The 19,064-nt window shown below is 62.9% G+C and carries 18 protein-coding genes; 14 read left to right on the top strand and 4 right to left on the bottom strand.

Going from position 1 to position 19,064, the window contains the following annotated elements:
* The first annotated feature begins 299 nt into the window (after positions 1 to 299).
* The 6 genes from C7441_RS08975 to C7441_RS08950 all read left to right on the top strand — a co-directional run bounded on the left by C7441_RS08975 (position 300) and on the right by C7441_RS08950 (position 5,327).
* Complete coding sequence (locus tag C7441_RS08975; protein ID WP_109612570.1) at positions 300 to 1,088, top strand: maleate cis-trans isomerase family protein; 789 nt, start codon at positions 300 to 302, stop codon at positions 1,086 to 1,088.
* A 17-nt stretch (positions 1,089 to 1,105) separates the two neighbouring features.
* Complete coding sequence (locus C7441_RS08970; protein WP_019171706.1) at positions 1,106 to 2,098, top strand: 2-hydroxyacid dehydrogenase; 993 nt, start codon at positions 1,106 to 1,108, stop codon at positions 2,096 to 2,098.
* A gap of 137 nt (positions 2,099 to 2,235) precedes the next feature.
* Complete coding sequence (locus C7441_RS08965) at positions 2,236 to 3,024, top strand: transporter substrate-binding domain-containing protein (RefSeq protein ID WP_019171705.1); 789 nt, start codon at positions 2,236 to 2,238, stop codon at positions 3,022 to 3,024.
* A gap of 90 nt (positions 3,025 to 3,114) precedes the next feature.
* Positions 3,115 to 3,828: an ABC transporter permease gene (locus tag C7441_RS08960; RefSeq protein WP_109612569.1), complete on the top strand. Its 714-nt coding sequence runs from the start codon at positions 3,115 to 3,117 to the stop codon at positions 3,826 to 3,828.
* The gene (locus tag C7441_RS08955; RefSeq protein WP_019171703.1) at positions 3,818 to 4,507 is read left to right on the top strand and encodes an ABC transporter permease subunit; all 690 of its coding nucleotides are present in this window, start codon (positions 3,818 to 3,820) and stop codon (positions 4,505 to 4,507) included. Before C7441_RS08960 ends, C7441_RS08955 begins: the two co-directional genes overlap by 11 nt.
* Before the next feature lie 31 nt (positions 4,508 to 4,538).
* Complete coding sequence (locus tag C7441_RS08950) at positions 4,539 to 5,327, top strand: amino acid ABC transporter ATP-binding protein (protein ID WP_280523563.1); 789 nt, start codon at positions 4,539 to 4,541, stop codon at positions 5,325 to 5,327.
* Between the two features lie 88 nt (positions 5,328 to 5,415).
* On the opposite strand, the gene C7441_RS08945 is transcribed toward C7441_RS08950, so the two are convergent.
* Positions 5,416 to 6,873 carry an aldehyde dehydrogenase family protein gene (locus tag C7441_RS08945; RefSeq protein ID WP_019171701.1) on the bottom strand — a complete coding sequence of 486 codons (1,458 nt, stop codon included), beginning with the start codon at positions 6,871 to 6,873 and terminating at the stop codon, positions 5,416 to 5,418.
* Between the two features lie 153 nt (positions 6,874 to 7,026).
* On the opposite strand from C7441_RS08945, the gene C7441_RS08940 reads away from it, so the two are divergent.
* The 4 genes from C7441_RS08940 to C7441_RS08925 all read left to right on the top strand — a co-directional run bounded on the left by C7441_RS08940 (position 7,027) and on the right by C7441_RS08925 (position 10,584).
* Positions 7,027 to 7,815: an SDR family oxidoreductase gene (locus tag C7441_RS08940; protein ID WP_019171700.1), complete on the top strand. Its 789-nt coding sequence runs from the start codon at positions 7,027 to 7,029 to the stop codon at positions 7,813 to 7,815.
* The gene (locus tag C7441_RS08935; RefSeq protein ID WP_170125060.1) at positions 7,805 to 9,460 is read left to right on the top strand and encodes a thiamine pyrophosphate-binding protein; all 1,656 of its coding nucleotides are present in this window, start codon (positions 7,805 to 7,807) and stop codon (positions 9,458 to 9,460) included. The genes C7441_RS08940 and C7441_RS08935 overlap by 11 nt, the downstream gene beginning before the upstream one ends.
* 26 nt (positions 9,461 to 9,486) lie before the next feature.
* A complete protein-coding gene (locus C7441_RS08930; protein WP_019171698.1) occupies positions 9,487 to 9,819 on the top strand; it encodes a cupin domain-containing protein in 333 nt (110 codons plus the stop codon).
* An 81-nt stretch (positions 9,820 to 9,900) separates the two neighbouring features.
* The gene (locus C7441_RS08925) at positions 9,901 to 10,584 is read left to right on the top strand and encodes a GntR family transcriptional regulator (protein ID WP_210205618.1); all 684 of its coding nucleotides are present in this window, start codon (positions 9,901 to 9,903) and stop codon (positions 10,582 to 10,584) included.
* Between the two features lie 280 nt (positions 10,585 to 10,864).
* Here C7441_RS08925 and C7441_RS08920 read toward each other — a convergent pair whose 3' ends face one another.
* From C7441_RS08920 to C7441_RS08910, 3 genes are read right to left on the bottom strand one after another with little or no spacing between them, the layout of a single operon-like run.
* Positions 10,865 to 13,207 carry a xanthine dehydrogenase family protein molybdopterin-binding subunit gene (locus tag C7441_RS08920; protein WP_109612567.1) on the bottom strand — a complete coding sequence of 781 codons (2,343 nt, stop codon included), beginning with the start codon at positions 13,205 to 13,207 and terminating at the stop codon, positions 10,865 to 10,867.
* A 1-nt stretch (position 13,208) separates the two neighbouring features.
* Positions 13,209 to 13,697, bottom strand: a complete 489-nt coding sequence (locus C7441_RS08915; protein ID WP_342353267.1) for a (2Fe-2S)-binding protein — start codon at positions 13,695 to 13,697, stop codon at positions 13,209 to 13,211.
* The gene (locus C7441_RS08910) at positions 13,697 to 14,563 is read right to left on the bottom strand and encodes an FAD binding domain-containing protein (RefSeq protein ID WP_109612565.1); all 867 of its coding nucleotides are present in this window, start codon (positions 14,561 to 14,563) and stop codon (positions 13,697 to 13,699) included. Before C7441_RS08910 ends, C7441_RS08915 begins: the two co-directional genes overlap by 1 nt.
* Positions 14,564 to 14,801: 238 nt before the next feature.
* Here C7441_RS08910 and C7441_RS08905 point away from each other — a divergent pair, with 238 nt between their 5' ends.
* From C7441_RS08905 to C7441_RS08890, 4 genes are all read left to right on the top strand, one after another.
* The gene (locus C7441_RS08905; RefSeq protein WP_109612564.1) at positions 14,802 to 15,812 is read left to right on the top strand and encodes a TRAP transporter substrate-binding protein; all 1,011 of its coding nucleotides are present in this window, start codon (positions 14,802 to 14,804) and stop codon (positions 15,810 to 15,812) included.
* 67 nt (positions 15,813 to 15,879) lie between these two features.
* Entirely contained in the window at positions 15,880 to 16,395 is a 516-nt protein-coding gene (locus C7441_RS08900) for a TRAP transporter small permease (RefSeq protein ID WP_109612563.1), read from the top strand.
* Between the two features lie 5 nt (positions 16,396 to 16,400).
* On the top strand, positions 16,401 to 17,714 hold the full coding sequence (locus tag C7441_RS08895) for a TRAP transporter large permease (RefSeq protein ID WP_109612562.1): 1,314 nt from the start codon (positions 16,401 to 16,403) through the stop codon (positions 17,712 to 17,714).
* 49 nt (positions 17,715 to 17,763) lie between these two features.
* Positions 17,764 to 19,047 (top strand): ArgE/DapE family deacylase, encoded by a 1,284-nt coding sequence (locus tag C7441_RS08890; protein WP_109612561.1) that lies wholly within the window; start codon positions 17,764 to 17,766, stop codon positions 19,045 to 19,047.
* Positions 19,048 to 19,064: the final 17 nt, after the last annotated feature.

Here is a 19,064-nt window from a genome sequence, read left to right as displayed (position 1 = left end):
TCGGCCCGGTGCGATAGCGTTTCCATCAGGCGTTAGCGCTCTTCCGCGAAAACCTTCATTTGCCGCGTCGGCAACCGGCTCTGGTCCAAAAGGGCGCTATCCTGTCTGGGTGGCGCCCTTTTTCGTGGTCGATCTACATAGGTATTTCCTATCTTATTCACCAGATAAAACTACTTTATTGATGTTGCCGTCTGTACCAATATTGACCTTGCAGAGCGTGGCGCTGCGATGGGCGGCGGGAGGAAACCGGGGCCGGAAGAGACGCCGCGCAGATATGAAAAGCTCGAGGGAGATCGGCGATGGCTTCTCAGACACTGGCGACCGCAAGGGCGCAGCACCGACCTTTGTTCCGCTATGATGGCGATGGTTCGCTGGCACGCATCGGTCTCATCTATATGGCCTCCAGCGTCGTGATGGAATCGGAGATGTGGGCGATGGCGGCCGAGGGCGTGTCGATCCACACCACGCGCATCAAGCTCCCCAAAGTTACGGTCGAAGGCATCGAGCAAATGATGAATGCGCCGCAGCTTGAGGAAGCCGCACGGCTGCTCGGCTCGGCGCCGATCGACGTCCTGTGCTTCGGCGGCACCAGTGCCTCCTTCCTGCACGGTACGGCTTATGACCACGCGCTGACGGAGAAGCTGAAACTGTGGGCGCCCGGCAAGAAGATCAACACGGCCTCCACGGCTACGCTCGCGGCACTGCGGGCGGTCAGGGCGGGGCCGATTGCTCTTGCGACGCCTTATGTGGACGGCGTGCATCAGCGGGCCATCCGCTTCTTGGAAGAGAACGGGCACGAGGTTCTGCGTCACCGCAACCTGGGCATCGACAAGGATACCGAGCTCGCGCAAGTGTCGCTGGACGAGGTCTATGACCTGGTGCGCTCGGTCGATCATCCCGACGCCACGGCCGTCTTTATCAGCTGCACGAATTTCCGCAGTGCCGGCGCCCTTGAGGCGATGGAAACGGCGCTGGGCAAGCCCGTCATCTCGGCGATCCAGGCTTCGTTCTGGCATTGCCTGACCATTGCTGGTGTCAAGGGTGCCAGGCCCGGCTTCGGCAACCTGATGCGCGACGTCACGGCGTGAGGACGAGGTCTGCAAGCATGCAAAACGCCGACACGACCAGCCAGAGCCTCGCTCACATCCATGCCGAGCCGCCGCAACGGGACTATGGTGCCGTGCTTTTCTACAGCGAGTTCGATGATCCCAGGGCCTGGGGCGACGCGCTCAAGGCCAATCTCCCCGGTCTGGACTTTCGCGTCTATCCGGATGTGGGCGACCCCGACGACATTCGCCACGTGCTTGCGTGGAAGGCCTATCCGGGTTTCTTCGCACCGTTCCGGAACCTCGTGCAGGTGGTCAATCTGGGGGCCGGCGTGGACGCGCTGGTCGGGCGCACGGACCTGCCCGACGTGCCGATCTCGCGACTTTCCGATCCGGGCATGATGGCGCTGATGAAGAGCTATGTGCTGTTCTCCGTCATTCGCTATGCGCGCGACATTCCTGCCTTCGAGCAGGCCCAGCGCCGCCGCGAGTGGCACTATATCCATCCCCGCCCGCTTCACCAGATCAAGGTCGGCGTGCTCGGCCTCGGTCATCTCGGCACCGCTGCCGCGTCCGGCCTTGCCGCCGCCGGCTTCGACGTGCGCGGATGGGATCATGCTCCCCGGACGATCGCCGACGTTCGATGCTATGGCGCGGACGAGCGGGGCGCTTTTCTCCGGGAGGTCGAGATTCTCGTCAATATGATGCCGCTAACACCCGCCACCACCGGGCTGATAGATGCCGAACTCCTCGGCTCGCTGCCGCGTGGCGCGAAGTTCGTCAATGCATCGCGCGGAGCTGTGGTCGACGAACCGGCACTGGTCGAGGCACTGCGCTCGGGCCAGATCGGAGGCGCGACGCTGGATGTATTCTGCGTCGAACCTCTGCCCGACGAGCATCCGTTCTGGCAGATGGACAACGTGCTGATAACGCCGCACCTGGCTTCGATCACGGTGCCGGAGGCGGCCGCGCGCGACGTTGCCGAAAGCATACGGCGCGTCAGCGCCGGTGGCGAACCGCTGCATCGCATCGATCCGCAGCGGGGATACTAGGCGATCAAGGACACCGCGTTCCGTGGGACGCGGCGCGAGGGCACCGATGAATGCGGTGCCGGAACCGGCAAACGTTGAACGTTGCGAAGATCGACGGGCGGCGCCGGATTGGGTGAACACTGGCAAAGGAGAGAAAATTGACCAACGCTATTCTGAAATGGTCGCTGGCGACGGCAATGCTGCTGGGCGCAACCGCAATGGCAACGGCAGAAAAGCTGGTGCTGGGCAATGAAGGCAGCTACCCGCCTTTCAGCATGGTTGATGCGAGCGGCAAGCTGACGGGTTTCGAGCCGGAACTGGCGCGCGAGATGTGCAAGCGCATGAATGTCGAATGCGACATCGTCGTGATGGACTTCAAGGGACTCATTCCGGCCCTGCTCCAGAACAAGCTCGATGCGGTCGCCACGCAAACCAAGCCGTTGCCCGAGCGCAAGGCCAAGGTGCTGTTCGGGCGTCCTATCCTGTTCAATCCCGATTCCTATGTGGTGAAGGCCGACAAGGACTACACCTTCACCAGGGAGGGCATGAAGGGGGTGCGGATTGGCCTGCAGCGCGGCTCGGCGCAGGCCAAGTATATCGACGAGCAGTTCGGCGACGCCGTCGAAGTGGTGTTTTACGACAATCCCGACCAGATACGGCTCGACCTCACCAGCGGTCGCCTCGACATGAGCCTGGGCCCGAAGATCAGCTGGACGAACGAGTTCCTGACCAAGCCTCAGGGCCAGGGCTGGAAATTCGCAGGCGGAGACCTGTGGACCGGCGGTGGCGAGCAGGGGTCGAGCTGGATCGCCCGCAAGAACAGCCAGGAACTGCTCGACCGGATGGACAAGACCATCGACACCATCATTGCCGATTGCACGTTCACAAAGTTGCGCAAGCAGTTCATGGAAGTCGAGCTTCTGCCGGAAGAGGCCGCCTGCAGGTAGCCGGCGGCATTCCGGAGCGCGGCTTTGCGGTCGCGCTCCCTTTCCGGTCAGGCCGGCCCGACATCTCGAATCGTGAGGAGGACGACGTCGATGCCGCAGATGGGCTTCGTTGAACAACTTGGGATCGGGGCGCTGATGACCATCCAGGTCGCGGTGCTTTCCTATCTGCTTGCGCTGGCGATCGGCACCGTGTTTGCGCTTGCAACGCTGAAGCGCAGGCTGCCGGTGGATGTCATCTGGCAAACCTATGCTTCGATCTTCACCGGCGTGCCGTCGCTGCTGGTCGCCTTCCTGTTTTACTATGCGGGATCCGGCATGATCGCGAGCCTGTTCTCGCTGGTCGGCCTTTCGGTGACGGTCGACGTTTCGCCCTTCGCGGCAGCGGTGGCGGCTTTGGGAATGGTATACGGCGCCTATCTGGCCGACATCATCCGCAGCGCCATCCAGAACGTTCCGCCGGGCCAGTTCGAGGCGGCACGGGTGCTGCTTGTCCCGAGGCCCACCGCCTGGCTGTTCGTCATCCTGCCGCAGGTGCTGAGGCTGGCCCTGCCGGCCATGACCAATATGTGGATCGTGGTCCTCAAGGACACGGCACTGATCTCGTTGATCGGACTCAAGGAGATCATGGCCTATGCCAAGCTCGCCTCCGGCGTCACCAAGGAACCGTTCATCTACTATATGCTGGCGTCGGTGTTCTTCCTTGGCATGACGGCGCTGACCTACGTCGTCTCCCAGCGCATCGAGCAGTGGACGCAGCGCGGCTACAGGCCGGTCGCCGCGAAGGAGCGCGCCCATGCATTATGATCCCATCCTTGCCTGGCAGAGCATGCCGGACCTGCTGGCCGGCACCGCAACCACGTTCGCGGTTCTCCTGCCGGTGCTCGTGCTTGGCCTTCTGCTTGCGTTGCCGATAGCGCTAGCGCGCCTGGAAACGGGGCCGAAGGCAAAGGCGGCGGCAGGTTATATCGCCTTCTTTCGTGGCGTGCCCAGCCTCGTGCTGCTCTATCTCGTCTATAGCGGGTTGCCGCAGCTTTCGATCGTGCGCGATACCTTCCTGTGGACCTTTTTCTCCAACGCATATTTCTGCGCCTGGGTCGGCCTGACGCTTACCCATTCCGGCTACATGGCGGAGATCATTCGCGGCGGCCTGGCGGCGGTGCCGACCGGCGTGATCGAAGCTTCGACCGCGCTTGGCCTCACGCCCCGGCAGACGCTGTTCCGGCTGCGGCTGCCCATGGCGGCCAGATATGTGCTGAAGGCCTACCAGAACGAGCTTCTGATCATGGTCAAGAGCACGTCGGCGGTTTCCGCCATCACGCTGGTGGACCTGACGGCCGCCGCCAACACGGTGTTCGACTACACCTACGATCCGTTCACGCCGCTGGTGACGGCGGCCGCGATCTATTGGTGCATCGTCAATCTCATGCGTACCGGTTTCACGCTGGCTGACCGGAAGCTCAACCGTCATCTTGCCAGGACCTGACACGACGGTTTCAATGAAAGGATCGTTTCCCGTGAACGCTATCGTCCAGATCCCTTCAACCGCAGACGCGGGCCGCAGGGCGGCCGGCCTGCAACCGGCCATCTCGGTGAACCGGCTCAACAAATTCTATGGCAGCTTCCACGCCTTGCGCGACATCGACTTCCAGGTGGCGCAAGGAGAGATCGTGGTGCTGTGCGGCCCGTCCGGGTCGGGAAAGTCGAGCCTCATCCGCTGCATCAATCATCTGGAGCGGCACGATTCAGGCAGCATTCATGTCAACGGCATGGAACTGACGCGCAAGGCCTCGGACGTCGCGCGGGTCCGCCGTCAGCTCGGCATGGTCTTTCAGAGCTTCAACCTGTTTCCCCACATGACCGTGCTCGACAATTGCACCTTCGCATTGCGCCGGGCGCTGCGTATGCCGGCGGCTCAGGCCGAGGCCCTGGCGCGGGAATATCTGGCGAAAGTCAATGTCGCCAATCAGGCCGACAAATATCCGGCAGGGCTCTCCGGTGGGCAGCAGCAGCGCGTGGCCATCGCGCGGGCGCTGTGCCTGAAGCCTTCGATCATGCTGTTCGATGAGCCGACCTCGGCGCTCGATCCGGAATCGGTCGGGTCGGTGCTGCGCATCATGGAAGAGCTCGCCGCCACCGGCATCACCATGGTGTGCGTCACGCACGAGATGGGGTTTGCACGCCGGGTCGCTCATCGCTGCGTCTTCATGGAGAATGGCGCAATTGTCGAGGATGCGCACAGTGCCGAGTTTTTCCGGAACCCGCGCAGCGACAGATTGAAAGGTTTTCTCGCGCAGGTGCTGTGATCGCGGCCGTACGGCCTTCCATGTAAAAGCCCCGGCCATGCCATCATGGCCGGGGCTTTCCTTTGGGCACTATCCACCTTGCCTGTTGTTACGGCATCGGGTGATGGATGGCGATGTTCTTGACCTGCTGATAGGCGGCCAGCGCCTCCAGTCCTTTCTCGCGGCCGTAGCCCGACAGCTTGTAACCGCCGAAGGGGAATTCCACGTCGAGCCCGACGCCGAACGAGTTGATCCACACCTGCCCGACGCGCAGCTTCTCGCCAACGCCAAGCGCCTTGTTGATGTTGGTGGTGTGGATGCCTGCGACCAGGCCGAAGGGCGAGTCGTTCGCACCATCGACGGCCTCGGCAGCGGTGTCGAAGGGAATGACCGTCAGGATCGGGCCGAAAATCTCCTCGCGGGCGATGCGGGTCCGGTTGTCGGCCCCGACGACCAGTCCGGGGCGAACGAACGCGCCATCGGCGAGCGCCGGGGCGGTCGGCAATTCCGCGCCCAGCAGCAGCTCGCCGTCCTTGCGTGCGACTTCGTAGTAGGCCTCCACGTCCTGGCGATGGCCCTTGTTGATGAGCGGGCCCATGTCCGGATCGTCGACGCCGGCGCCGAGCTTCATGGCGCTGATGCGGGCATGAAGCTTTTCCACCACCGTGTCGTGGATCGAGCGCTCGACGAACAGGCGCGTGCCGGCATTGCAGACCTGCCCGCAATGGGTGAGAAACCCTCCGGCGATGATCGGCAGCGACTTGTCGAGATCCGCATCGGCAAACAGGATCTGGGGCGACTTGCCGCCAAGCTCCATGTTGCACGGAACGGCATGCGAGGCGGCCGCAATGAGCACGCGTTCGCCGGTTGGCACCGAACCGGTAAAGGTGATCTGGTCCACACCCTGGTGGCGTGCGAGCAGATCGCCGGCCAGCGAGCCGCGCCCATTGACGAGGTTTACCAGACCTTCCGGCAGGCCGGCCTCCCGGCAGATTTTCACGAATTCATAGGCGGTGACGGGCGTGTCGGCCGAAGGCTTGATGATAACCGCACAGCCTGCCGCCAGGGCCGGGGCAACGCCGCGGGCGATGAGCTGGAAGGGATAGTTCCACGGAATGATATGGAGGCTGACGCCGACAGGCTCCTTCACCGTCCAGTCCGACCAGTCCGGGCCGAGCGGGATGGAGCTACCATGCAGCTTGTCGGCGGCGCCGCCATAGAATTCGAAGAAGCGGGCCGAGCAGTCGACTTCCCAATAGGAATCGCGCAGCGGCTTGCCGCTGTCGGTGCTTTCCTTGATCGCGATCTCGTCGCGGCGGGCAAGCATCAGCTCGCCGATGCGTTGCAGGATACGTCCCCGCTCGAACGGGCGCATGCGTCGCCATGGACCATTGTCGAAAGCCTCGCGGGCGGCGGCGACCGCCATGTTCACCTCGGCCTCGCCCGCACGGACATATTCAGCGACCAGCGCGCCGGTGGCGGGGTCGAACGAGCGGCCCACACCGTCCGAGCCTTCGGTCAAGGTCCTGTTTCCCACGACAAGCGGGATCAGCGGCGTATCGGTCATTCGAGTCTCCTGAGCTTGGGCGCGATGCGCCTTCTGGTGCTTTCTCCTTCCTCTATTTGTATGCAAAATAAAAAAGATTGTCTACATGAATTGACACCATGTTTACACGCTGATAGTCAGATTTGAGTGAGGATTGCCTGAGGAGAGGGGCGAATGGAGCTTGGGTTGACGGGTAAGCGGGCGCTGGTCACGGCGGCATCCCGCGGCTTGGGGCGGGCTTCGGCTCTGGCTTTGGCGGCGGAAGGTGCGTGTGTCGCCGTCGCCGGGCGAAATCCCGACGCGCTCGGCGATCTGGTGGAGGAACTGCGCGCGGCTGGTGCGAGCGATGCCTGCGCCGTGCGTATGGACCTGACCGAGCGGGACACGCTGCGGTCGGGGGTCGACAAGGTCGTGGAGGCGTTCGGCGGCCTCGATATTTTCGTTGGAAATACCGGCGGGCCGGTGTCGGCGCCATTCCTCGACGTTCCGCGCGAGGGCTGGGACGAGGCGCTGAACGAAAGCCTGCTGCCGCTGGTGGATCTGTGCCATGCGGTGCTGCCGCACATGCAGGCCAATCGCTGGGGGCGCATCATCTTCATCACCACCGTCGGGGTGAAGGTCGTCCAGCCGAACATGGTGCTTTCGGACTCTGTGCGCCTCGCCGTGGTCGGGTTGGCCAAGTCACTGTCGATCGAGTTCGCCCATGAAGGGATCATGGTCAACTGCCTGTGCCCCGGACCCTTTGCCACGGACCGCATGGAATATCTGGTCCAGTCGAGCATGGACCGTGACGGGCTGGACCGTCAGGCTGCCGAGAGGCTGTGGCTGGAGGAGGTTCCGGTTGGCAAATTCGGCGATCCCAAGGATTTCGGCGCAATCGTCGCCACACTGGCTTCCGAACGTGCGGGTTTCATCACCGGCACCGCGATAGCCCTCGATGGAGGAAAGTCCCGTGCTTACTAAGAACAACGCATCCGACGCTGCCGTCCTCGATGGCGGTGCGGCCATCGTCGCCTGGTTCAAGGCGGTTGGCGTTCGCAATGTCTTTTCCGTTTCGGGTGGCCCGATCAACGCGGTCTACCGCGCCTGCGCCAGGCAGGGCCTGCCGCTGATCCACACCCGGCACGAGGCGGCCGCCTGCTTCATGGCCGAGGCGCAGTCGCGCGTGACGGGCCAGGCCGGCGCCGCCGTCGTAACGCTCGGGCCGGGCGTGACCAATGCGGTGACGCCGGGCCTCGTTGCCATGCTGGCCGGAACACCGGTCATCATCGTTGGCGCGCAGGCAGGCACCGCTTCGTCCGAGCGCGGCGCCGGCATGGCCTATGACGTGCTGCCGATCATGAAGGGCGTGACCAAATGGGCCGCCCGATGCACCGACCCCAACCGTCTGCAGGAATATCTCGACATCGCCTGGCGCAAAATGTGGGCGGGCCGCCCCGGCCCGGTGTTCATCGAAGTGCCGACCGATATCCTGTCCGCGCCACTCAGATGCGAGCCGCAGACGAGCGTGCCGCCCATGCCGGGCCGTCCGGGGCTGGATAAGGAGGATGCAGAGGCGGCCGGGGCAGTGCTCTCGAGCAGCCGCAAGCCCTTGCTCATTCTGGGCGACGAGCTGTTTTTCGATCGTTCGCAGCGCATCGCCGAGGTGGTCGAGAAGCACGGCCTGCCCTTCGCCACCATGCGTCTTGCCCGCGGCATTGTCGATGAGCGCCATCCCAACTGGATGGGCCCGGCCTATGCGCCCTGCAACGAGACGCTGCGCGCGGCCATGAAAAAGGCCGACAGCATCATCCTGCTTGGCCATCACTTCGAATTCGATCTCGAATTCGGCGACACCGTCGGAAAGGACGTGCGCATCGTGCAGGTCTGCTCGGATCCCGAGTTGCTACACCGCAATCGCCGCGCCGACGTGGCGCTGGCCGCTTCGCCTGCGACGTTCATCGACCTGCTTGCCGAACTTCCCGCGATGGATGTCGCAAGCGACTGGACGGCGGGGCTGGTGTCCGAATGGGGCAGGGAACGCGACGCCCAACTGGGCGAGGGCGACAATTCCGGCATCCACCCCATCGCGGCCGTCGATGCGGTGACTGAAGCCGCGCCGCAAAACACCATCTATGTAACCTCGCACGGCAATGTCGATTTCTGGGCCGATGCCCGGCTGCGCATATCCGCGCCCGGCCGCTATCTGCGCGCGGGCCAGTCCGGCGCCCTGGGAGCCGAAGTGCCTTATGGAGCGGGGGCAAGCTTTGCCGACCCGGAAGCTCCGGTCATCGTCTTCGTCGGTGACGGCGGCGTCGGTTTTCATGTCGCCGAACTGGACACGGCCGAACGTTATGGTCGCGCCTTCATCATAGTCGTACTCGATGACGAGATGTGGGGCGCTATCGCGCTGCCCCAGGAGATGAGCTTCGGCGAAACCTACGAGATGCACCTGCCGCGCCGTGACTGGAGCAAGGTGGCCGAAGGCCTTGGTGGCCGCGGCTATCTGGCCCGCGATGCCGCGGCAATTCAGGACGCCGTCAGGGACGCCATCGCCAGCGGCAAGCCGGCCATCATCCAGGTTCCGGTGCGCAGCGTCATCAGCCCCTACATGGCCTACATCTCGTAGGCCTGTCACAGATTGGAGAAGCAGATATGAATATCTGGAAGAACGCCGCGGCGACCGGCGTTACCCCGCCTGCCCATTTCGGCGGCCTCACCGTGCTCGATATCGTGCCGTTCAAGGGCAGCAATTTCTCGGTCCAGCTTTCGAGAGCCCCCAAGGGCGGCGGCGGCGAATTGCATCATCACGACGACTGGTCGCAGGTTTTCTATATGATCAAGGGTCAGATGACCTTCGATACGGGCAAGGAGCGCTTTACGCTCGCCGCAGGAGAGTCGGTTTTGTTCGAGCCGGGCGACCCGCACTACACTATCAATGAAGGCGATGAAGAGAGCGATTATCTGGTCATCACCGTTCAGCAGTGACAAAGTCGACAATATCGACGCTTGCAACAAGCTGAATGAATCTGCATCTAGCAGATTGTATGCAAGATTGGAGATTTGCCGGTGAGCGAAGTCGTGCAGGACGAGCGGGAGACCAGATTGTCGGCCGACAATCTGATACGCCTGCTTGAGGATGACATTCTCAACAGCATTCTGAAACCCGGCGACAAGCTGGATGAGCAGTCGCTGGCCCGGCGCTTCGAGGTCTCGCGCACACCCGTGCGCGAGGCCTTGCGTCATCTGGCGTCGAGCGGGCTGGTCGATATCCGGAAGAACCAGGGTGCTACGGTGCGCCGTCTTACGACCGGCGAGCTCATCGAGATGTTTCAGGTCATGGCCGAATATGAGGGCCTGTCGGCGCGCCTGTCAGCCCGCCGGATGAGCCGCGACGAGATCGCGGAAATGCGCCACTGGAACGAAGAGTGCCGGGGGCATGCCGAGAAGGAAGATCTCGACAAGTTCTACGAGGCCAACAATCTGTTCCACGACACCATCTTCCGCGGTTCGCGCAACACCTTCCTGCAGGAAGAAAGCCGCAAGCTGCGCAACAGGCTGCATGTCTATCGCCGTCATATCACCAATCCGCGCAGTATGGCCAAGTCGATCCTGGAACACAGCCGGATTGCCGATGCAATCGTTGCCGGCGACGAGGACCTGGCCCACGGCCTGATGCGCCAGCATGTCGATCTGCTCGCCGGAACGGCCGCGGACGTGCTTCTGGCGCTCGAAAGCGAGAACATCGGCTAAAAAGACCAACCTTATTTGCGTCATGCCGTGCATGGCGCAGTAAGGTACGTTTACGCGCTCTCCACAGACGCGGCGTGCTGCCTTGCTTTCCGGCAAGGTGGGGCATGGTCCGCAGCACACGGAAAAAGAGCCGTGTGGCGCGCCCGACTTTCAACCAAATGATTTGAAGCGGTTTGGTTGGGAGCCGTCCTCTTTCCAACCAACGCCGGATCGCTTTGCGCCGCCCCTGGCATCGGTTGCGGTCCTGAAAGGCGGGGCATGGGCTGCCCCGCCCATCCTTTCAGTTCGCGTCGCGAATATGCTGCGCCAGCTTCCACACCGCATTGGTGTTGAGCGGCGTGCTGGCCACGCTCACGCCAAGCGCATTAGCAACGGCGTTTGCGATGGCCGCTGCCGGCCCGATGGCGCCGCCTTCTCCCAGCCCCTTGGCTCCAAGCGGCGTCAGCGGGGTCGGGGTCTCGATGTGGTGCACCTCGATATTCGGGATTTCGGGCGCCAGCGGCATCAGATAGTCGGCAAAGCTGGTGGTCAGCGGCTGGCATTCCTCGTCATAGATGAAATGCTCGAACATGGCCGAGCCGATGCCTTGCACGACGCCCCCGCGTACCTGCCCGTCCACGACCAGCGGATTGAGTATCGTGCCGCAGTCCTCGACGACCACGAAGCGGCGCAGTTTGGTCTTGCCGGTCTCGATGTCGATTTCGACCACGGCTGCATGCACCGCGTTGGCATAGCTGCCATCGGCCGGTCCATCCAGGCTGGCATGGGCCTCCAGTCCCGGAGTCATGCCCTCGGGCAACTGCTCGACATTGCGTTGCGCAATGCGGGCCAGCTTGCGGATTTCGATGAAACTTCCGGGATTGTCGCGCACCGAAGCCTTGCCGTCGGACAGCTCGATCTGGTCGGGCTTGGCCTGGAGCAAATGACCGGCGATGGCACGCAGCTTGTCGGCGATCTTCGTCGCTGCGATGTGGACTGCGCCGCCGCCGAGCGGGCCGCCGCGGCTGCCCCAGGTGCCGACCGAATAGGGTGTCGTCATGGTGTCGCCGTGGCGCACGAAGACATTCTCCGGGCCTATGCCCAATGCATCGGCCGCCACCTGCGCCATGGTCGTTTCCAGTCCCTGACCGTGGTTCTGCAGGCCAAGATCGATGGTGACTTCGCCGTCGGGCGACATGTCGAGGCGGGCAGCGATATAACCGGTCTCGATCGGTACACGCCGGCGCGTGAAGTCCGGCGTGCCATGTGCCGTCTGCTCGATGAAGCAGGCGATGCCCACGCCGATGCGCGTTTTGGCGCAGGAGTGCGAAGCCTTCGCCTCGGCAACGTCATTGGCCACGAGTTCGCGAATCTGTTCCAGCGCCTCGGCATAGGAGCCGGGATCGTAGGTGAAACCCAGCACATTGCGGTAGGGAAACTGGCGGATGATGTTCTTCAGCCGAAATTCGACAGGGTCGAGGCCGAGTTCGGCGGCGATGTCGTCCATCAGCCGCTCTTGCGAGAACACGGCGGAGGGGCGGGCGACGCCGCGATAGGTTCCGATGGCGCATTTGTTGGTGGCCACGGCCCGGAATGTGGCCTCGTAGGCCTGGAAATCATAGGGGCCGGGAAGCACCTTGCCCACCATGCCGGGCTCCCCGGCGGAGGTGAACGGATAGGTCGAGTATGCGCCGTTGTCGACCGTGATGTCGGCCGTCAGGCCCAGCAGGCGTCCATCGGCGGAGACATAGGCTTCCAGCGTGTGCTCGTGATCGCGGGCATGGATGGAGGCGATCAGATGCTCGCGGCGGTTTTCGATCCACTTGACCGGGCGGCCGGTCTGCATGGCGAGCCAGGCGATCAGGATTTCGTCGGCGAAGACCTGCCCCTTGACGCCGAAGCCGCCTCCGACATCCGGCGCAACGACGCGAATGCGCGATTCCGGCAGGCCCAGTTCTTCGGAAATATAGGTGCGCACCAGATGCGGCATCTGCGTGGACGACCAGACCGTGAGAACGCGGGTGGCCTTGTCGAAACTGGCCACCACACCGCGCCCTTCCATCGGTACACCAGCCTGGCGCTGGGTCCGGTAGGTGCGGCGGATGACATGCGCGGCCTGCGCCTTCGCGGTTTCCAGATCGCCGCCCTTCATCTGGCGCTGGACGATGACGTTACCGTTCCAGCCCTCGAAGAGCGGGGTGCTTTCAGGGTCGCGCGCCTGTGCCATGTTGCCGACCACGGGCAGCGGATCATAATCGACGAAAACCAGCTCCGCGGCGTCCTCGGCCTTGTAGGCATCTTCGGCCAGAACCACGGCGACCGGTTCGCCGACGAAACGCACCTTGCCTTCGGCCAGCAGCGGCTGTTCGGAATATTGCATTTCCGGATAGTCCTGGTGCGCCTTCATCGACAGGCCGGCGGTGTCCTTGCCCGTGAAGACCCAGGTCGGGAAGTCCAGATCGGCAAGGCCGGAAGTATCGACTTCAAGGATGTTGGCATGGGCCGTTTCCGCACGCACGAAATTCAGGTGCAGCATGTCGGGCAGGCGAATATCGTCGATATAGCGCGCCGAGCCCGAGAGCAGGCGGATGTCCTCGAAACGCTGGATGCGCGCGCCGATATGTCTTGGTCGTTCCGCTTTCATGTCAGACTCCAGATTCCAGACCGGTGCCGACGGCCTTGCGCACGGCCGCGACGATGCCGTGATAGCCCGTGCAGCGGCATATGTTCCCGCTCATCGCCTCGCGGATTTCGGCGTCATCCGGGATGCGCTTCTGCCCGACCATCTCCTCCACGAAAGGAACCAGCGTCATGATGAAGCCGGGCGTGCAATAGCCGCATTGCAAGCCATGCTCGCTCTTGAAAGCCTGCTGCAGCATGTGCTCGGCGTTGGGGCCGCCAATGCTTTCCACCGTGCGGATTGACGCGCCGTCGCATTGCGCGGCAAAAGTCAGGCAGGAAAGGCGCGGGGTGCCGTCCAGATGCACAGTGCAGCAGCCGCACGCGCCATGCGCGCAGCCGATATGGACGCCGGAAAGGCGGAATTCCTCGCGCAGCACGTCCGCCAGCAGCCGGCGCGGCTCCACTTGCAGCGTCTTGGTGACGCCGTTCACTTCAAGGGTGATGTCGATCATCATTTGTCCAGAGCCCTGTTGCAGGCCGCCTCGATGGCGCGCTGGGTAAGTTTTCCGATCAGGCCGCGGCGATAGTCGGCGGAAGCGATATGGTCGTCGACCGGATCGATGGAGGTTGCAAAAAGCCGCGCGGCTTCACTCGCCTCGGCTGCGTCCAGAGGCTTTCCCTGAAGGAAATCTTCGGCTTCGCGGGCGCGGATGGGGACCAGGTCCGCGCCCGAGCAGACGATGGCGGCTCTCGTGATGCGTCCGGAAGAAAACTCGATGGAGACGCCGATCGCGGCCGTCGCGAAGTCACCGCTGCGTTCGGCCAGTTCAATGAAGCTGCCGGTGGAGGATGAGGGCGGCACCGGGAGTTCCACCCCCACCACCATCTCGCCCGGCTCCAGCGCCGTCACATAGGCGCTGAGGAAGAAGTCAGTCGCCCTTATGCGCCGTTCGCCGGCGGTTGATCGCGCAATGATCTCAGCATCGTAGAGCACGCAGACCGCGGCCAGTTCCGCGGTCGGGTCGGCGTGCGAAATGCTGCCGCCAATCGATCCGTTCCGGCGGATCGTCGGGTGGCCGATATAGTGAACGGCATCGAGAAAGGCCGGGAAATGCCTGGCGATAAGGGGATTGTCGAAATAGGCTATGTGGCGGGTCAGTGCGCCGATTCTCAGCATCTGCCCGTCGCTCTCGATGGAGTTGAGAGGCAGCTTGTTGATATCCACCAGATGACCCGGACGGGCCAGTCGGAAGTTCATCATCGGCACAAGGCTTTGGCCGCCGGCGATCGGGCGTCCGTCCTCTCCGAATTCCGCGAGCAGTTCGAGCGCATGCTCAAGAGAGGTGGCCCTATGATATTCGAAAGAAGCTGGCCTCACCTGTTATCTCCCAGAACGCCAATCCCTCCGCAGCGCCTTTTTCAGCCAAGCCTGCGATTGCGGATCCATTGGCAGCAAACTAGGCGACGGCATCTTTGTATGCAATAGCAAAAAAATTGTAGACAAGTGCAAAGGCGTCGCATTAAGGTGCCCTGGCGATCGGGAGGAAGCCGATGGCTGGGTAGTTGATGACGCTGGCGCCGGTCAGTTCCGCGCCGCTGGTCCATGGGGAGGAACAATGTCTTTCAATATCGGCTTTACGCGGGGCTGGGGTGCCGTGGCTTTCGGCTTTGCGTTGCTCGGCAGCGCCGTCGCTCATGCCCAGGACGCAGTCACGCTGAAGATGGTCGGCGCCTGGGCGCCCGGATTCTCGCCGACGGCCGAGGTCGGCAAAAACTTCATGGAGAATGTGAACCGGCTTGGCGAAGGCAAGGTCAAGGTCCAGTATATCGGTGCCGACGACGTGCTGCCGCCGTTCGATCAGCCGGAAGCGCTGGTCAATGGGGTGTTTGACGTCTGGTATGGCGCCCCGAACTATTGGGCCGGCATCGTTCCGGGAGGCGACATCACCGAGCTTTCGCCGCTGACCATTCCCGATGGCGGGCCGGGCTCGCCTCTTTATGATTACATCGTCGGGCTCTATGCCGAAAAAGGTGTGCGCCATCTCGGTCATGCCGCCGGCGATCCGGGTGAGGGCGCCCACTACGTCTCGACCAATTTCCCGGTCAAGTCGGTCGACGATCTCAAGAACATGAAGCTGCGCGTCGCGCCGCTGACCCGGCATTTCGTGAAGGCTGTCGAGGCGGAGTCGATCACCCTGCCTCCGTCGGAAATCTTCCTCGCCATGGATCGCGGCACCGTGGAGGGCTTCTCCTGGCCCGTGGCCGATGCGTTCACCCGCTATGGCTGGCAGAGCGTCACCAAATACATGATCAACCAGCCCATGTATCGCAGCGGCGGCAGCGTGGCGATGAACCTCGACAAGTGGAACAGCCTGTCGCCCGAGGTGCAGGACATTCTGCTGAAGGCCATCGCCGAGACACAGACCTTCGCCCTCGACTGGTTCCAGAAGAATCAGAAGGAGCAGGAGGGCATCATGACCGAGGCGGGCATGCAGATCCTTACTCTTTCCGAGGAGGAATCCGCGCGCTGGAACAAGACCGCCAACGACTCCTTGTGGGCTTACTACGGCACCGTGCTCAGTGCCGAGCGCATCGGCGAGATCAAGGCGCTTTTCGCGGCCGACTAGCGCCTGTCATGCCGGCGGGCATCGCCCCCGCCGGCCTCAAAATCTCCTCGTACATTTGACGGACAACATGAAACTGTTCGGACGAATTCTGGACCGTATTGTCGACCTGGGTGCGCTGCTCGCCAGCATTGTCCTTCTGGTGATGATGCTCGCGACCGTGATCAAGGTGGCGCTGCGAACCTTCTTCAACCACGGTCTGCTGGGCATCGACCAGGTCAGCGGCACGATGATGGTCTATCTCACCTTCCTCGGTGCGGCCTGGGTGCTGCGCCGTGACGGACACGTCAGCGTGGACATCATCACGAGCAATCTGCCGGCAGGTGCTCAACGCGTCGTGATGGTCGCAAGCTCGCTCATCGGCGCCGCCGTGTGTTTCCTGCTCACCTGGTTCGCGACAAAGGCCGTTCTGCTGTCCCTGAGCCGGGGCATCGTGGTCGCGGCCGAGCTTGAAATCCCTCGCGCCGTCAATCTCTGGGTCATTCCGCTGGGTTGCTTTCTGCTCGGGCTGGAGTTCCTGCGTCGTACGCTTCGCTTCTACCGGGGCGAGTTCGCTATTTCCGATACCCCCCGACTGGAGGCCTGAATCCGATGGAATGGTGGCAGTTTCTTCTTCTTTTCTTTGTCGGTCTCGGGGCGTTGATGGCCGTCGGTCTGCCGGTCGCGATCGCGTTCCTGCTCGTGAACCTGGCAGGCGTGTACTACCTGTGGGGCGGTGTGTCCGGCTTCAACCAGCTCATCCTCAGCATCGACAGCTCGATCTCCACCTTCGTGCTCGTGCCGGTGCCGATGTTCATCCTGATGGGTTCGATCATGTTCTATTCGGGCATTGCCCAGCGCATGATCGAAGTGCTCGACCAGTGGCTGGGTTTCGTCGGCGGCCGCCTGTCGGTGCTGGCCATCGGTGCCGGGGCGCTGCTGGGCACGCTGACCGGAATGGCCATGGGTTCCGTCGCGATGCTGGGATCCACGCTGACGCCGGAAATGGAGCGGCGCGGCTATGCCAAATCGATGTCGCTGGGGCCCATTCTTGCCAGTGGCGGCCTTGCCATCCTCATCCCGCCAAGCACGCTGGCCATCGTTCTGGCCAGCCTCGGGGGCTTCTCGGTCGCAAAGATCCTGATCGGGATCATCGTGCCGGGCATCCTGCTTGCGATCCTGTGCATCGGCTACATCGTTATCCGCGCAACGCTGCGGCCACAGGATGCGCCCTCCTATGAAACGGTGCGCGTACCGTTCGACCAGCGTCTGCGCGATGCCGCGCTTTATCTGGTGCCGCCGATGTGCGTGGTGGTCATGATCATCGGGCTGATTTTCTTCGGCACCGCGACGCCCACCGAAGCTGCAGCCATCGGCACCTTCCTGACCTTCGTTCTTGCCGCCCTCTACCGTCGCCTCAACTGGCAGGTGCTGATCAAGGGCGTTACCCAGGCAATGCAGCTTTCCGTGATGATCCTGATCATCCTGACGGGGTCCGCTGCATTCAGCCAGCTTCTGTCGTTTTCGGGAGTGACGGGCGCGATCACCAGCCTGGCGGGCGATCTGCCGGTGCATCCGCTTGTGCTTCTCATCCTCATGCAGCTGATCGTGATGTTCCTCGGCATGTTCATCGAGCAGACCTCCATCGTGCTGGTGACCATCCCGATCTTCCTGCCGATCGTGCACCAGATGGGTTGGGACCCGATCTGGTTCGGCATCATCATGATGGTCAATCTGGAGATGGCCACCATCACGCCTCCCTTCGGCCTGTCGCTGTTCGTCATGAAGGGCATCGCGCCCCGCAACACGACCATGGGCGACATCTATCGCGCAGCCATTCCCTTCATTCTCATCAACATGCTGCTGATGGGGATCATGATCGCCATGCCCGACATCGTGCTGTGGCTTCCAAACCAGATGAACTGACGGCTGACCAACGCCAGCCGCATATCCGAGCCTTACCGGAGAACTGACTATGACCGATGCAACGCGCCAACGCCTATTGGACAAGATCGACGCCTCGCGTGACAGCGCCGTCGAATTCCTGCAAAAGATGGTCTCGATCCCCAGCGTGACCGGCGACGAGGCCGCGATCCAGGCCTTCCTGGGCGACTATCTGAAGGGCATCGGCCTCGATGTCGACATGTGGGAGACGGATTGGGAGGAACTGAAGAAGCATCCCGGCTATCGCCCGGTCGATCGCGGCTATGAAGGCCGCCCCAATATCGTCGCCACGGCGAAGGGCACGGGCGGCGGCCGCTCGCTGCTGCTCAACGGCCATACGGACGTGATCCCGGTCGGCAATGGTGAGGGCTGGAGCGACAACCCATGGTCGGCCTCGATCAAGGACGGGCGCATCTATGGCCGCGGTTCCTGCGACATGAAGAGCGGCGTGGCGAGCCACATTCTTGCCGTGCAGTACCTGAAGGAGCTCGGCATCGAGCTCAAGGGCGACGTGCTCATCAACATCGTCATCGACGAGGAGGTGAGTGGTCACGGCACGTTGGACACGGTGATCCGCGGCTACACGGCCGATGCGGGCATTTCCGGCGAGACCAGCGACCTGCATGTGCAGCCGGCCTGCATCGGCCGTATCTGGTTCGAGATCGAGATCCAGGGCAAGCCCGCCGGCATCCAGCAGCGCTATCTGGGCGTAAGCGGCATCGCGCTTGGCCAGAAGATCGTGGAAGCGGTGCAGGAGCTGGAGGACGAGCGCGTGGCGACCGTGACGCATCCGCTTTACCCCAGCGCCATCGACTCGTTGCCGTGCATCATCGGGTCGTTCCAGGCGGGCAACTATCCGAGCGCCTTCCCCGCAACGGCTCTGCTGAAGGGCTCGATCGGCACGGTGCCGGGCGAGGATCATGAGGGCGTCAAGCAGAGCCTGGTGAAGAAGATCGCCGAGGCGGCGGCCAGGGATCCCTGGATGAAGGACCATCCGCCGGTAGTGCGTTTCGTGGGCTATGACGCCGAGGCTTCCGAAATTCCCCGCGAGCACGCCATCGTGCAGACGGTGTCGCGCAACTACACCGAAATCACGGGCAAGCAGCCGGTCATCAGCGGCCGTCAGGGCGCTGCCGACACCCGCTTCCTCAACAGCTACGGGGAAACGCCAACGGTGATCTTCGGGCCCGGCTCCACCGCCGTCATGCACGCCAACGACGAGTATGTGTCGATCGACGATTACATCGCCGCCATCAAGGTCATGGCGCTGTCGATCTACGACTGGTGCAACGCAAGCGCCCTGAACAAGGGCTGAGCCTGTACGCGGAAGGA

Origin of the sequence: Pseudaminobacter salicylatoxidans (assembly GCF_003148475.1) — a bacterium.
Taxonomy (GTDB): Bacteria; Pseudomonadota; Alphaproteobacteria; order Rhizobiales; family Rhizobiaceae; genus Pseudaminobacter; species Pseudaminobacter salicylatoxidans.
The sequence above is the reverse complement of the archived record's forward strand: the minus strand, read 5'-3'. Positions and strand labels throughout refer to the sequence as shown.